Source organism: Massilia sp. FBCC-B171 (genome assembly GCF_059134155.1).
Genome location: NZ_CP101443.1, coordinates 3,862,472 through 3,876,724 on the forward strand (window position 1 = coordinate 3,862,472; position 14,253 = coordinate 3,876,724).

Annotated in this window: 13 protein-coding genes and 1 pseudogene; 5 read left to right on the forward strand and 9 right to left on the reverse strand. The window is 63.9% G+C overall.

All coding sequences use genetic code 11. The features are described from left to right. Positions 1–75 precede the first annotated feature (75 nt). Positions 76–603, forward strand: coding sequence for a DsbA family protein (locus NMB41_RS17475; protein ID WP_494379074.1), 528 nt, complete (start codon positions 76–78; stop codon positions 601–603). 33 nt (positions 604–636) lie between these two features. Here the strand turns inward: NMB41_RS17475 and NMB41_RS17480 are convergent, their stop codons facing one another. The 7 genes from NMB41_RS17480 to NMB41_RS17510 all read right to left on the reverse strand — a co-directional run bounded on the left by NMB41_RS17480 (position 637) and on the right by NMB41_RS17510 (position 6,873). Beyond that, positions 637–2,808 (reverse strand): sodium-translocating pyrophosphatase, encoded by a 2,172-nt coding sequence (locus tag NMB41_RS17480; RefSeq protein ID WP_494379075.1) that lies wholly within the window; start codon positions 2,806–2,808, stop codon positions 637–639. A gap of 180 nt (positions 2,809–2,988) precedes the next feature. Further along, positions 2,989–3,645, reverse strand: a complete 657-nt coding sequence (gene adk / locus NMB41_RS17485) for an adenylate kinase (protein WP_494379076.1) — start codon at positions 3,643–3,645, stop codon at positions 2,989–2,991. Positions 3,646–3,840: 195 nt separating this feature from the next. Beyond that, the gene (gene kdsB / locus NMB41_RS17490) at positions 3,841–4,593 is read right to left on the reverse strand and encodes a 3-deoxy-manno-octulosonate cytidylyltransferase (RefSeq protein ID WP_494379077.1); all 753 of its coding nucleotides are present in this window, start codon (positions 4,591–4,593) and stop codon (positions 3,841–3,843) included. After that, positions 4,590–4,760, reverse strand: a complete 171-nt coding sequence (locus NMB41_RS17495; protein WP_494379078.1) for a Trm112 family protein — start codon at positions 4,758–4,760, stop codon at positions 4,590–4,592. The genes kdsB and NMB41_RS17495 overlap by 4 nt, the downstream gene beginning before the upstream one ends. Then, on the reverse strand, positions 4,741–5,775 hold the full coding sequence (gene lpxK / locus NMB41_RS17500) for a tetraacyldisaccharide 4'-kinase (protein WP_494379079.1): 1,035 nt from the start codon (positions 5,773–5,775) through the stop codon (positions 4,741–4,743). Before lpxK ends, NMB41_RS17495 begins: the two co-directional genes overlap by 20 nt. Positions 5,776–5,824: 49 nt before the next feature. Then, positions 5,825–6,265, reverse strand: coding sequence for an ExbD/TolR family protein (locus NMB41_RS17505; protein WP_494382863.1), 441 nt, complete (start codon positions 6,263–6,265; stop codon positions 5,825–5,827). Beyond that, positions 6,265–6,873 (reverse strand): MotA/TolQ/ExbB proton channel family protein, encoded by a 609-nt coding sequence (locus NMB41_RS17510; protein WP_494379080.1) that lies wholly within the window; start codon positions 6,871–6,873, stop codon positions 6,265–6,267. Before NMB41_RS17510 ends, NMB41_RS17505 begins: the two co-directional genes overlap by 1 nt. A 1,250-nt stretch (positions 6,874–8,123) precedes the next feature. Between NMB41_RS17510 and xseA the strand changes: the two genes are divergently transcribed. Both xseA and NMB41_RS17520 read left to right on the forward strand, forming a co-directional pair. Further along, positions 8,124–9,485: an exodeoxyribonuclease VII large subunit gene (gene xseA, locus NMB41_RS17515; RefSeq protein ID WP_494379081.1), complete on the forward strand. Its 1,362-nt coding sequence runs from the start codon at positions 8,124–8,126 to the stop codon at positions 9,483–9,485. Positions 9,486–9,596: 111 nt separating this feature from the next. After that, positions 9,597–10,175, forward strand: a complete 579-nt coding sequence (locus NMB41_RS17520; protein ID WP_494379082.1) for a superoxide dismutase — start codon at positions 9,597–9,599, stop codon at positions 10,173–10,175. 65 nt (positions 10,176–10,240) lie between these two features. Here NMB41_RS17520 and NMB41_RS17525 read toward each other — a convergent pair whose 3' ends face one another. Beyond that, positions 10,241–10,639, reverse strand: a complete 399-nt coding sequence (locus tag NMB41_RS17525) for a nuclear transport factor 2 family protein (RefSeq protein ID WP_494382864.1) — start codon at positions 10,637–10,639, stop codon at positions 10,241–10,243. Positions 10,640–10,726: 87 nt separating this feature from the next. Beyond that, a pseudogene (locus tag NMB41_RS17530) lies at positions 10,727–12,736 on the reverse strand (oxidoreductase); the annotation flags it as partial. A 130-nt stretch (positions 12,737–12,866) separates the two neighbouring features. Between NMB41_RS17530 and NMB41_RS17535 the strand changes: the two are divergent. Then, positions 12,867–13,397, forward strand: a complete 531-nt coding sequence (locus NMB41_RS17535; RefSeq protein ID WP_494379083.1) for a PadR family transcriptional regulator — start codon at positions 12,867–12,869, stop codon at positions 13,395–13,397. Positions 13,398–13,507: 110 nt separating this feature from the next. Continuing rightward, on the forward strand, positions 13,508–14,194 hold the full coding sequence (locus NMB41_RS17540; RefSeq protein ID WP_494379084.1) for a response regulator: 687 nt from the start codon (positions 13,508–13,510) through the stop codon (positions 14,192–14,194). Positions 14,195–14,253 lie beyond the last annotated feature (59 nt).

The window sequence follows — 14,253 nt, forward strand, 5'->3', positions numbered from 1 at the left end:
CTCAGCAGGTGCTTGATCTCCTCAGTGTATGCGCTGTGGGCCTTGATTCAAGCAAGCTCGACTATAGGAGAAACGATGAACGACAGCATCAGGATCGAAGAACACGACCATCTGCGCGGTTCGCGCGACGCCCAGGTCACCCTGGTCGAATACGGCGATTTTGCCTGCCCCTATTGCGCCAGGGCGCATGCCGCGCTGGCCGAACTGATGCAGCAGCACGGCGAACGCGTGGCGCTGGTCTATCGGCATCTGCCGCTGGTCGACCTGCACCCGCTCGCAATGCCGGCAGCGCAGGCGGCCGAAGCGGCCGGCGCCGAGGGTAAATTCTGGGAGATGCACGACGTCCTGTTCGAGAGCCAGGGCATGCTGAGTGAAGATGCGCTGCCTGCCCTGGCCGCGAACCTGGGCCTGGACCCGCAGCGCTTCGCCGCCGAACTCGACGGCGGCAAACATGCCGCCCGGATCGAAGAGCAGGCCGGGCAGGCCCGCGCTTTCGGCGCGCGCGGCACGCCGACCTTCTTCATCAACGGCGAGCGCTATCAGGGCGACTCCGACCACGCCTCGCTAGCCGCGGCGCTGAAGAAGGCGCTGGGCGAAGGCTGAGGGCAAGCGGCGCGGCCGCCTGCCCCGCCACGGTTACCTTTGTGCCGGAACGCGCGGCTCCTGCGCCATTGTCGTGCGCGCCGCTGCACTGGCCGGCGCCATGACCGGGTGCATGGCAGGTTTCACCGACATCTTCAGCTGCGCGATCGCGGGATCCGACACCGCCACCCAGCCCGCCGCCGGCAGCAGCGGCACCATCAGCAGCGCGACGATGTTGATGATCTTGATCAGCGGATTGACGGCCGGCCCCGCCGTGTCCTTGTACGGATCGCCCACCGTGTCGCCGGTGACGGCCGCCTTGTGCGAGTCCGAGCCCTTGCCGCCGAAATTGCCGTCTTCGATGTATTTCTTGGCATTGTCCCAGGCGCCGCCGCCGGTCGTCATCGAGATCGCCACGAACAGGCCGGTGATGATGGTGCCCATCAGGAGTCCCCCGAGCGCGGCCGGTCCGAGCAGCATGCCGACCGCGATCGGCACCACCACCGGCAGCAGCGAAGGAATGATCATTTCGCGGATCGCCGAGGCGGTCAGCATGTCGACCGCCTTGTGGTATTCGGGCTTGCCGGTGCCGGCCATGATGCCGGGAATGTCGCGGAACTGGCGCCGCACCTCGACCACCACCGCGCCCGCTGCGCGCCCCACCGCTTCCATCGCCATCGCCCCGAACAGGTAGGGAATCAGGCCGCCGATGAACAGGCCGACGATCACCATGGGATTGGATAACTCGAAGGCCTGCGACATCCCTGCCGTATCGAGCGCGTGCTTGTAGTCGGCGAACAGGACCAGGGCGGCGAGACCGGCCGAGCCGATCGCATAACCTTTAGTGACGGCCTTGGTGGTGTTGCCCACCGCGTCCAACGGGTCGGTAATGGCGCGCACCGAGTCCGGCATGCCGCTCATCTCGGCGATGCCGCCGGCGTTGTCGGTGATCGGGCCGTAGGCGTCGAGCGCGACGATGATGCCGGCCATCGACAGCATCGAGGTGGCGGCGATCGCGATTCCGTACAGCTGGCCGAGCTGGTAGGCCACCAGGATGGCGATGCAGACCACCAGCACCGGATACGCCGTCGACTTCATCGACACGCCCAGGCCGGCGATGATGTTGGTGCCGTGGCCGGTGGTGGAGGCCTCGGCGATGTGGCGCACCGGCTTGAAGTCGGTGCCGGTGTAGTACTCGGTGATGTAGACCATCAGGCCGGTCAGGACGATGCCGACGATGGCGCAGCCGAGCATGCTGGCACGCATGGGGGCGTCTTCCCACACCAGCCAGGTGACGGCGATGAAGCCCAGCAGCGACAGCCCCGCGGCCCACCACAGGCCGGTGTACAGGGCCGACATGATCTTTTTCCCCGGACGCGCGCGCACCATCGAACAGCCGACGATCGAGCCGATGATCGAGACCGCGCCCAGCAGCAGCGGATAGACGACCGCCGCGCCGTTCTCGCCGCCGACGAGCAAGGCGCCCAGCAGCATGGTCGCGATCAGGGTCACGACATAGGTTTCGAACAGGTCGGCCGCCATGCCGGCGCAGTCGCCGACGTTGTCGCCGACGTTGTCGGCAATCACGGCGGGGTTGCGCGGGTCGTCCTCGGGGATGCCGGCTTCGACCTTGCCCACCAGGTCGGCGCCGACGTCGGCGCCCTTGGTGAAGATGCCGCCGCCCAGGCGCGCGAAGATGGAGATCAGCGAGGCGCCGAAGGCCAGCCCGATCAGGGGTTCGATGACGGCGTGGCGCGTCTGGGTGCCGTCGGTGGTCGAGGTCAGGAACCAGTAGAACAGGGTCACGCCCAAGAGGCCCAGGCCGACCACCAGCATGCCGGTGATCGCCCCGCCCTTGAAGGCGACGCTCAAGGCCTCGTTCAGGCCGGTGGCGGCGGCCTGGGCGGTGCGGACATTGGCGCGCACCGAGACGTTCATGCCGATGAAGCCGCAGGCGCCCGACAGCACGGCGCCGGTAAAGAAGCCGGCCGCGGTGCGGGCCCCGAGCAACACGTAGATAGCAACCAGCAAGACCAGCCCGACGATGCCGATGGTGCGGTACTGGCGCCCGAGATAGGCCGAAGCGCCTTCCTGGATCGCTTGCGCGATTTCCTGCATGCGCGCGTTGCCGGCGTCCTGCCGGAGGATCCAGGTACGGGCCCAGAGCCCGTAGAGTACCGCGATGACGCCGCATGCCACGGCAAACGCGAGATAGTTTCCAGCCATATCGTCCCCTTAGTTTTTAGATCAAGTCACAACCACACAACGAAAGATGCTTCACCGGTTGGCGAAGCAGTCTGCCTCACTGCGTACTGCAAATCTTTGATACAAACCTATCGTGCGACGGATGGTCTTAGGCGTCATCCGGGCCAAAAAAAAAGCGGACATCGCTGTCCGCTTGTTGTCTTACGCCGAGAGCGCCGCGAAAGCCGCGTCCCGTACTTGTTCGACTGGTCCCACGCCCGAAATCTTGCGGTATTTCGGGGCGCCGGGCAGGCCCGACTGGGCCCAGTTGTTGTAGTAGCCGAGCAGCACTTCGGTCTGGTTATGGTAGACCTCGAGGCGCTTCTTGACGGTTTCTTCCTTGTCGTCGTCGCGCTGCACCAGCGGCTCGCCGGTGATGTCGTCGACGTTGTCGACCTTCGGCGGGTTGAACTTGGTGTGGTACACGCGACCCGAACCCGGGTGCGAGCGGCGGCCGCTCATGCGTTCGACGATCAGTTCGTCCGGCACGTCGATTTCGAGCACGTAGTCGACGTTGATGCCGTTGTCCTTCATGGCGTCGGCCTGGGCGACGGTACGCGGGAAGCCGTCGAACAGGTAGCCATTCGCGCAATCGGCTTCCTTCAGGCGGTCTTTCACCAGCCCGATCATGATGTCGTCCGACACCAGCCCGCCTGCGTCCATTACTTTTTTCGCCGCCAGGCCCAGCTCGGTGCCGGCCTTGATCGCCGCGCGCAACATGTCGCCGGTGGAGATTTGCGGGATATTGTATTTTTCCTTGATGAAGTTAGCCTGGGTGCCCTTACCGGCGCCAGGCGCTCCTAACAGAATGAGACGCATGAAAAATTCCTAAGACGGATGTTGAAATTTGTGTGTGTTGGCAACGACTTGCGATTGATGCATATCTGACTACCTTGGTACGAAACTTACCACAAAAGTAAGCCTTAACGCCAATCCCAGCGCTTACGACGATAGGTTTATTGAGCTCGCACAGTCGGTCTGGGAATCAATTTCCACACCGATCAATACGTGCAGTCAGGACGCATACTTGAGACGCACCCGCGCCAGGTCTTCCGGCGTATCGACACCGGCCTCAGGCGCGCTATCGGTGACGTGCACCGCGATCGGATAGCCATGCCACAGCACGCGCAATTGTTCCAGCGCTTCGATCTGCTCGAGCGGGGCCGGTTCCAGCCCCGGATAGGCTTGCAGGAAGGCGTTGCTGTAGGCGTACAGGCCGATATGGCGCAGCGGCGCATAGCCGGGCGGCAGCGCTTCGCGCGTGGCGGCAAAGGCGTCGCGCGCCCAGGGGATGGTGGCGCGCGAGAAGTACAGCGCCCTGCCCGCCTTGTCGAGCACGACTTTCACGACGTTCGGGTTGAAGACCTCGGCCACGTCCTGCAGCGGATGGGCGCAGGTCGCCATTGGCACGTCAAGACTGATGCGGGCGGCGCAGGCGGCCAGCAGCGCCGGGTCGATCAGCGGCTCGTCGCCCTGCAGGTTGACCACGACCTCATCCAGTCCCAGGCCGAGCTCGCGCGCCACTTCGGCGATGCGGTCGGTGCCGGACGGATGATCGGCACGGGTCATGCGCGCGTCGACGCCATGGGCCGCGCAGGCGGCCAGGATATCGGGGTGATCGGTGGCCACGACGATGCGCGCGGCGCCCGATTCGCGGGCGCGTTCGGCCACGCGCACCACCATCGGTTTGCCGCCCAGGTCGGCGAGCGGCTTGTTCGGCAGGCGGGTCGAGGCCAGCCTGGCGGGAATAATGACTGTAAAGCTCATACCGCTTCGATCTTGCGCGCCTGGTCGGCCCACATGATCGGGATGCCGTCGCGCACCGGGAAGGCCAGGCGGTCGGGGCGGCACGTTAGTTCCTGGGCCTTCTTGTCGAATTCGAGCGGTCCCTTGCACAACGGGCAGACAAGGATATCAAGCAGGCGAGCGTCCACGACATTTCTCCACAATATGTTCGGCCAGCGCAGGGTCGATGCGCGCGCTGACCGGGACCACCCACAGCCGTGGATCGTCCTTCAGGTTTTCAAGTTGCCCACATTTTACTGCATCCTTCTCCGTGATCAGGATGACATCGGCGTCCACGTGCGCAAACGGGTTCTCGCGAAAATCGTAGTGGTCGGGCAAGGGCAGCTCGGCAAAGTTCAAGCCGGCGCCGCGCAGCAGGGTGAAAAAGCGGCCCGGGTTGCCGATGCCGGCCGCCGCCAGCACGCGCTGCCCGGCAAAGGCGGCGAGTGGGCGGCGCTGCGCCGGGTCGAGCAATTGCTCGGCAAACTCGCCGACCAGCTGCATCCGGAACGGCTCGCCACCCACGCTGGCGGCCAGCTGCGGCGTGATCTCGGGCGCATTCACGACCGTGACATCTCTCCGGCGCGACGGCGCCTCGCGCAGCGGCCCGGCCGGCAGCAGCCAGCCATTGCCCACCCCGCGCCCGTCGAACAGCAGCACTTCGACGTCGCGCGCCAGGGCGTAATGCTGCAGGCCGTCGTCGGTGATCAGGACGTCGACTTCCGGATGGGCGCCAAGGAGCGCCCTGCCCGCCTCAAACCGTTTGCGCGCGACCACCACCGGCACCCCGGCGCGGCGCGCGATCAGGAGCGGCTCGTCGCCGACCTCGAGCGTGCTCGAGTCGAGCGTCACCGCGCGCGGCGCCTCGCCCTCGGCCCCATGGCCGCGCGAGATCACGCCGGGCTTGAAGCCGGCCTCGACCAGGGCTTGCGCCAGCCAGATCGTCAGCGGCGTTTTCCCGGTCCCACCAATAAAGATATTGCCGACCACAATGACGGGCACCGGCAGGCGCCCTGCCTTCAGGATGCCCGCGCGGTACAGGCCGGCGCGCAGGCTCGAGAGCGCGCGAAACAGCAGCGAGACCGGCCACAGCGCGCAGGCGAGCGGCCCGCGGCGCAGCCAGGCGCGCGTCATGATCGATTCGAGGGAATTGTTTTTTGACATAGGGAGAGCGGGAGCAGCACCGGACGGCACTGCTCCCCGCCGGCGCTGCTTATTTCTTGCCGCCGGTCTGGGCGGCAAAGGTCAGCTTGTCGTAGCCCGCCACGCGCGCCGCTTCCAGCACGTTGATCACCATCTGGTGCATGGCGAACTGGTCGGCATTGACGATGACGACCGGGTCCGTCACCGGCTGGCCGTTCGGGCCGGAGCGGGCCGCCGCCTTCAGGTCCTCGGCCAGGCCGGCCACGCTGTTGAAGGCCACCGGCGTGTTGTTGACCGTGTAATTGCCCTTGGCATCGATCGTGACATTGATCTCGAAGGGCTTCTCGGCCACCTTGTCGGCGTCGGCCGTCGGCAGCGTGATCTGCAGCTCGGTGAACTTGCTGTAGGTGGTCGACACCATCAGGAAGATGAGGACGACCAGCAGCACGTCGATGAACGGGATCAGGTTGATCTCCGGATCCTCGCGCTTCTGGCCGCGGCGGAAATTCATCATTTGCGCGCCCCGTGGACGACGTCGACGAATTTCACGGCCTGCAGTTCCATGTCGATGATAAAGCTGTCGACCAGGGCGCGGAAGTGGCGGTAGGCCACCAGGGCCGGCATCGCGATGGCGAGACCGAAGCCGGTGTTATACAGCGCCACCGAAATGCCGTGCGCGAGCTGGGCCGGATTGGCGCCGCCGGTCGCGTTTTGCGAACCGAAAATCTCGATCATGCCGACCACCGTGCCGAACAGGCCCATCAGGGGCGCGAGCGAGGCGATGGTGCCGAGGGTCGTCAGGAAGCGTTCCAGCACGTGGGCGACGCCGCGGCCGGCCTCCTCGATCGACTCCTTCATGACCTCGCGCGGCGCGTCGACATTGCGCAGCGCGGCAGCGAGCACGGTGCCCAGCGGCGAGTTCTGCTCGAGCGTCTGAATGACCTCGGGGGTGGCTTTTTTATTCCGATGCACCTGGATGACTTCGGCGAGCAATTGCTTGGGCAAGATCTTTTCGCGGCGCAGGTAAATCAGGCGTTCGATGATCAAGGCCAGGGCGACGATGGAAGCAATCAACAACGGCCAGATAGGCCAGCCGGCGGCTTGAAGAATGGCGAACAAGTGAACTCCTGAAGAATGAAGGTAACGATGAGAAGCGAATTCGGCAATGTAGCAAGTTGCCAGCGATGCGGCAAGTGCAGTTCTGCACAAGTTCTGTGGATAAAATTGTGTGCAAGGCTTTGTTCCACATCAAAGCATGTTGATTTAAAAGGGAATTTTTCCTCTGCGCAATAATGCAGCACAGGTGGAAACGCGGGCTTTTGACGTGTCGCTGGGAAAGGCGGAGCCCTGCCGCAGCCTATGACTTGTAAACATTTTCTGTGGATAAAATTGTGCGCAATGCTCAATCGCCAGCCTTAACTCATTGATTTAAATCAACATAGTGGCGACGATGAAAAATGCAGCATGCCAACTCCCCCCCTCGTCGATCGAAATCCTGCCCCAGGTTTCCCACAATTTTTGTGGACAAAATTGTGAGCAAGCGCATCCTATGGATAGTAAGCCATTGATTTTAATCAAGAAACCGGTGCTGGCGCGAAATTGAGCAAGGGCGCTTATCCACACTGCATCCAGTCCGAGCGGCTTTGCTAGCAGGGTGTGAGCCAAGCATCTTGTGGCCGAGCGCGTCTTTGCACACTTTCTGTGGAAAAGAATGTGTGCAAGCCTGCTTGTGCTGGCTTAAGTACTTGATTCGATTCAGATTAAGGTGCGTGCCAGTTTTAGTGGCAGGCCCTGCAATCGTATGGACGCCTGGCCCTGCCTGCCCGTCCTGGGATTTCGCACAGGCAGGCGCCCAGCTTGTTCTGCACATTTTCTGTGGACAAAATTGTGAGGAAAGGTCTTGAGCGAGCACAAACACCTTGATTTCAAAGGGAAATTTACCCGTGCATAAATATTCGGCATCGGGGCCAATTTGGCATATATCCGTTGCCTCAGGGGTTCTTTTGGCATCGAATGCGTGGGTCAGGGAGCAAACCGCCGTGTTAGCGCATTCTGTGCACACAAACTGTGGAAAACAATGTGCGCAAGATCAGGGACGGCCAGTTAAGTACTTGTTTTTAAACAACAAACCTCTGCCTGCCCGCTTTTGCGGCAGTGGACAAGTTATAGTGACTAGTTCCCCACATTTTCTGTGGATAAGATTGTGTCCAACTACCCACAGTGCATCTTAAGTTCTTGATTTTAAACAAGTCACCCTGGGCTGCCAGCAAATGAGGCGTCTTGCATAGCCAGCCGATTCCGTTCAAAAAGCCCTTGTCGGCGCGCCTTGCTTATGACATAAGCTTCCCTCCACCGTCCGCAACAGAGCCATGCTGAACAATCCCGATTCCGACGCCACCTTCGCCGCCGCGCCCGTCCTCACCGTCTCCGCCCTGAACGCCCAGGTGGCGCGCCTGCTCGAGCGCTCCTTTCCCCTGACCTGGATCGGCGGCGAAATATCGAACTTCACCCGCGCCAGTTCCGGCCACTGGTATTTCACCCTGAAAGACGACGCGGCCCAGGTGCGCGCGGTGATGTTTCGCGGACGCGCCCAGTACGCCGGCTTCGTGCCGCGCGAGGGCGACAAGGTCGAGGTACGCGCCCTGGTCACCCTGTACGGCGCGCGCGGCGACTACCAGATCAATGTCGAAGCGATCAGGCGCGCCGGCGTGGGCCAGTTGTATGAAGCCTTCCTGCGCCTGAAGGAAAAGCTGTCCAGCCAGGGCCTGTTCGACCAGGACCGGAAGCGCGCCCTGCCCCTGTTCACGCGCTCGATCGGCATCGTCACCAGCCCGCAGGCCGCCGCCCTGCGCGACATTCTCACCGCCCTGAAGCGCCGCGCCCCGCATGTGAACATCGTGCTGTATCCGGCGCCGGTGCAGGGCCAGTTCGCGGCCGCCAAGATCGCCGAGGCCATCATGACCGCCTCGCAGCGTCAGGAAGTCGACGTGCTGCTGGTCTGCCGCGGCGGCGGCTCGATCGAAGATTTATGGAGTTTCAACGAGGAAGTCGTGGCGCGCGCGATCGCCGCCTGCAGCATGCCGGTGATTGCCGGCGTCGGCCACGAGACCGACGTCACCATCGCTGATTTTGCCGCCGACATGCGCGCCGCCACGCCGACCGCAGCCGCCGAACTGGCCGCCACCCCGCGCGACGACTGGATGGGTTCGCTGGCGGCGGACGCGACCGACCTGCGCCGCGCCATGCGGCGCCAGCTGTCGGAAGCGAACCAGGGACTCGACAACCTCAGCCGCCGCCTGCTCAGCCCGACGGCCCAGATCGCCCACCAGCGCCTGAAGCTGCGCGCGATGGCCTCGAGCCTGACCCACGTGGTGCGCACGCCCATCAACCGCGGCGGCGTGCTGCTGGCGCAGCTGCAGCAGCGCTGGGGCCGCCACCGGCCCGACGTCCGCTCGCTGCGCGCCCAGCTCATCTCCGAGGGCCGCCACCTGAACGCGAGCCTGTGCAGCGCGGTCAAACAGCGGCGCGACGCCCTCGACGCCCTGTCCGCCCAGCTCGAACTACTCAATCCGCAGCGCACGCTCGAGCGCGGTTATGCGATCGTCAGCAATGCCCAGGGACAAGCCTTGCGCTCACCGGACGAGATCAAGGCACGCCAGGTGCTGACCGTCCGCCTGGCCGAGGGCAGTGCCGAAGTGAAGGTGTCGAGCGTCCAGGCCCGGCTCGAATAAGCAAGCCTGAGACCGCGATTGGTAGCAAACGAGCAGCACCTGCCCATCCGGTTTAAAATATGCGCCGTTTCCGAAGAATTAATTCGTTGCCAACCAATAAAGGAATAAGACATGGAACATACTCTGCCACCACTGCCGTACGCCAAGGATGCCCTGCAGCCGCACATCTCGGCCGAGACGCTGGAATACCACTACGGCAAGCACCACGCGACCTATGTGACGAACCTGAACAACCTGATCAAGGGCACCGAGTTCGAGAACATGTCGCTGGAAGAAATCGTCAAGAAGTCCTCGGGCGGCATCTTCAACAATTCGGCCCAGGTCTGGAACCACACCTTCTTCTGGAACTGCATGACGCCAAACGGCGGCGGCGCGCCAACCGGCAAGGTCGCTGACGCGATCAACGCCAAGTGGGGTTCGTTCGACAAGTTCAAGGAAGAGTTCTCGAAGTCGGCCGTCGGCAACTTCGGTTCGGGCTGGACCTGGCTGGTGCAAAAGGCCGACGGCGGCGTTGACATCGTCAACACCTCGAACGCGCACACCCCGCTGTCGACCGACGACAAGGCCCTGCTGACCTGCGACGTCTGGGAACACGCCTACTACATCGACTACCGCAACGCCCGCGCCAAGTTCGTGGAATCGTGGTGGAACCTGGTCAACTGGGAATTCGTCAACAAGAACCTGGCGTAATTCCAGGCACGCTTGAATGACCTCCACGGCCCGCTTTTGCGGGCCGTGTTGTTTCCGGCGGAGACTTAAGCCTTCACACCTTTCATCGCAGCCAGATAAGGCGCCAGGCGCTTGCCCATCTCCTCTCCCAGCGCCTGCAGCCCGCTCATCGGCCGCACCATCACCTCGAACTCGACGATCCTGCCTTCGTCATCGAAGCGGATCATGTCGATCCCCTTGAGTTCCTTGCCATTCACCTTGGCCGAGAATTCCAGCACCACGCTCAGCCCGTCGGCGTCGACGAACTCGCGGCCGTAAGTAAAGTCTTCGAACACCTTGACCACCGTGCCGAGGATCAGCTGCACCGCTTGCGCGCCGGGATAAGGCGAGTAGGCCATGGGTGAACGGAAAACGGCCTTCGGGTGCAGGATGGCGGGCAGTTCCGCGAGGTCTGCGCGGGCAACCATCGCGTGCCATTGCTCCATGCTTGCCGCCACCGCGGGCGCCAGGCGCTGGGCAGAGCCGCCGGCCGGGGCAGACGCTTGCGCCGGGGCGCTGGTATCGAAGCCCAGGGCCAGTTCGGTGCCCTGCTTGATCGCGCGCTTGGCGTCGAGTTCCACCGCCTTGTCGGCGCCGCCGATCAGGTGCACGCCGCAGCCCGCCGCCAGCAAATCGGCCTGTAGTTCGCGCTGCGGGTCCTGGCCGGCGCACAGGATGACGTTGTCCACTTCCAGCAGCAAATCCTTGCCGTCGACCGTGATGTGCAGGCCGGCGTCGTCCACTTTCCGGTAGCTCACGCCCGGAATCATCTCCACCTGGCGGTTCTTGAGCGAGGTGCGGTGGATCCAGCCGGTGGTCTTGCCCAGGCCTTCGCCGACCTTGCTGGTCTTGCGCTGCAAGAGGTAGATCTTGCGCGGGATGGCGCCGATCTGCGCCTCGATGACGCCGCCACGCGCATTGCCCGTGGTGTCCACGCCCCATTCGGCGAAGAAGCGGGCCGCATCCAGGCTCGGGCTGATGCCTTCGTGCAGCAGATATTCGGAGACGTCGAAGCCGATGCCGCCGGCGCCGATCACGGCCACCGTCCGGCCTACCGGCTTCTTGTCGCGCAGCACGTCCAGGTAGCCCAGCACCTTGGGGTGGTCGACGCCTTCGAGGGCGGGCGTGCGCGCCAGCACGCCGGTGGCCAGCACCACGTGCCGGAAGCCCGCACTCACCAGTTCCTGCGCGCCGACCTTGCGTCCCAGCTGCAGCTTCACGCCGGTCAATTCGATCTGGCGCGCGAAATAGCGCAGCGTCTCGGAGAACTCCTCTTTGCCCGGCACCTGTTTGGCCACGTTGAACTGGCCGCCGATCTCCTGCGCGGCGTCGAACAGGGTCACCTCGAAGCCGCGCTGCGCGGCCGTCGTGGCGAAGGCCAGGCCGGCCGGGCCGGCGCCGACCACGGCGATGCGGTCCGTGCTGGCGGCCGGTTTCTGGATGAGGATGGTCTCGTGGCAGGCACGCGGGTTGACCAGGCAGGAGGTGATCTTGCCGCCGAAGGTGTGGTCCAGGCAGGCCTGGTTGCAGCCGATGCAGGTGTTGATCTCGTCGGGCCGGCCGCTAGCTGCCTTGTTAACGAAATCGGCGTCGGCCAGGAAGGGGCGCGCCATGCTCACCATGTCGGCAAATCCTTCAGCCAGCAGCTGCTCGGCCACTTCCGGGGTGTTGATGCGGTTGGTGGCCACCAGCGGAATGCCGACCTTGCCCTTGAGTTGTTTTGTGACCCAGGCAAAGGCGGCGCGCGGCACCTTGGTGGCAATCGTCGGGATGCGCGCCTCGTGCCAGCCGATGCCGGTGTTGAGGATGGTCACGCCCGCCTGCTCCAGGGCCTGGGCCAGCGCGATCACCTCTTCGGTGGTCGAGCCGCCTTCGATCAGGTCGAGCATCGACAGGCGGAAGATGATGATGAAATCGGCCCCTACGCGCTCGCGGGTGCGGCGCACGATCTCGAGCGGGAAACGGATGCGGTTGGCATACGAGCCGCCCCAGTCGTCGTCGCGCTGGTTCGTATGCGCGGCGATGAATTCGTTGATCAGATAGCCCTCGGAGCCCATGATTTCCACACCGTCATAGCCCGCGCTCTGAGCGAGGGCGGCGGCGTTCGCGTAGTCCTCCACCGTCTGCACCACTTCTTCGGCAGTGAGCGCGTGCGGTCGGAACGGGCTGATCGGCGCCTTGAGGGCGCTTGGCGCCACCAGTTCAGGGTGGTAGGCATAGCGCCCGAAGTGCAGGATCTGCATGCAGATCCTGCCGCCGGCCTCGTGCACGGCCCGGGTCACGACCTTGTGCTTGTCGGCTTCGAGCTGGGTGGTCATGGCGGCGCCGCCCGGCATTGGACGGCCGCGCTCGTTGGGGGCGATGCCGCCCGTCACGATCAAGCCGACCCCGCCCCGCGCGCGCTCGGCGTAGAAGGCGGCCATGCGCTCGAAGCCGTCCTTCGCCTCCTCCAGCCCCACGTGCATCGAGCCCATCAGGACGCGGTTCTTGAGGGTCAGGAAGCCCAGGTCAAGCGGGGCCAGCATGTGGGGGTAAGCGTTCATCGCGTGTCCTTTAAGGAAAAAGCGTCGGGAAACCAGTAAACTATGCAACCAGTTGCATTAGTCTAGAGCGCCCTGCGCATTTGTGCAACCAGTTGCATAGAGCCGCTCCTTGCGTTTAGACTGGCCGCCTATGTCGCTCTCCCACGCCGTCCTCACCTCCCTGCTCGAAAAAGCCACCTCCGGTTACGACCTGGCCCGGCGCTTCGACAAGTCCATCGGCCATTTCTGGCACGCCACCCACCAGCAGATCTACCGCGAGCTGGCGCGCATGGAGGCCGCGGGCTGGATCGAATCGAGTTCGGCGCCCGATGCCGGCAAGACCCGCAAGCGCGAATACCGCGTGCTGCCCGCCGGGCGTGCCGAACTGGTTCGCTGGGCGCATGCGCCCTCGCCGCCGATGGACCTGCGCGACGAATTCATGGTCAAGCTGCGCGCCGATGCGAGCCTGAGCGAAGTCGACCTGCGTCCCGAACTGCGGCGCCAGATCGAACAGCACCAGGCGCAGCTGGCCCACTACAGGGCCATCGAAGCGCATGATTTTCCGCCTGGCCGCGCGCTTGCGCGCGAAGCACGCATCCAGCACATGATCCTCAAGAAAGGCATCCTGTACGAAGAGGTGTCGATCGGATGGGCGCAGGAGATGCTGGACGTGCTGGCGTAGGCTTTCCTCCACTGTCGATTTGTACCGAAATGTCTCCAACTGTCGGCGCAATGTATGAATCGTGCGTCAAGTCGATTGCTTCGATACAATATCGGGCGAAGGAGAACAGCATGTACCGAGTACTACTGGTGGAAGACGATGCGCGCCTGGCCGAGCTCGTTACGGAATATTTGTCCGGCTACGAATTCGCGGTCGAACTGGTCACGCGCGGCGACCATGCGCTGGCGCGTTTCCAGTCCTTCGCGCCCGATGTGGTGGTGCTCGACCTGATGCTGCCGGGGCTGGACGGGATGGTGGTGTGCCGCCAGATCCGCGCCCTGTCCGAGGTGCCGATCCTGATCCTCACCGCACGCGAAGATTCCTACGACGAAGTCTCGGGCCTGGAACAAGGGGCGGACGATTTCGTCAACAAGCCGGTCCAGCCGCGCGTCCTGCTGGCGCGCCTGCGGGCCCTGCTGCGCCGCACCCAGCCCAAGACCGCGCCCGACAGCGGCGAGCTGGTGTTCGGGGCGCTGCGCATCGTCGGCGCCGACCGCACGGTGTACTGGCGCGACGAACTGTGCGTGCTTTCGAATACCGAATACAAATTGCTGCTGGTGCTGGCCGAAGCCGCCGGACGGGTGCTGTCGCGCGACGAATTGCTCAAGAAAATGCGCGGCATCGAGTTCGACGGGCTCGACCGCAGCATCGACAACTGCATCTCGAAATTGCGCCGCAAGTTCGACGACGCCAAATCGGAAAAGATCAAGACAGTCTGGGGCGAGGGTTACCTGTTTTCGCCCTCGGCCTGGAGCTGAGCCAGAGATCTTATTGCGCGGCCCGCCTCTCCGGCAGCACCGCGACAAGTTCGTCATCG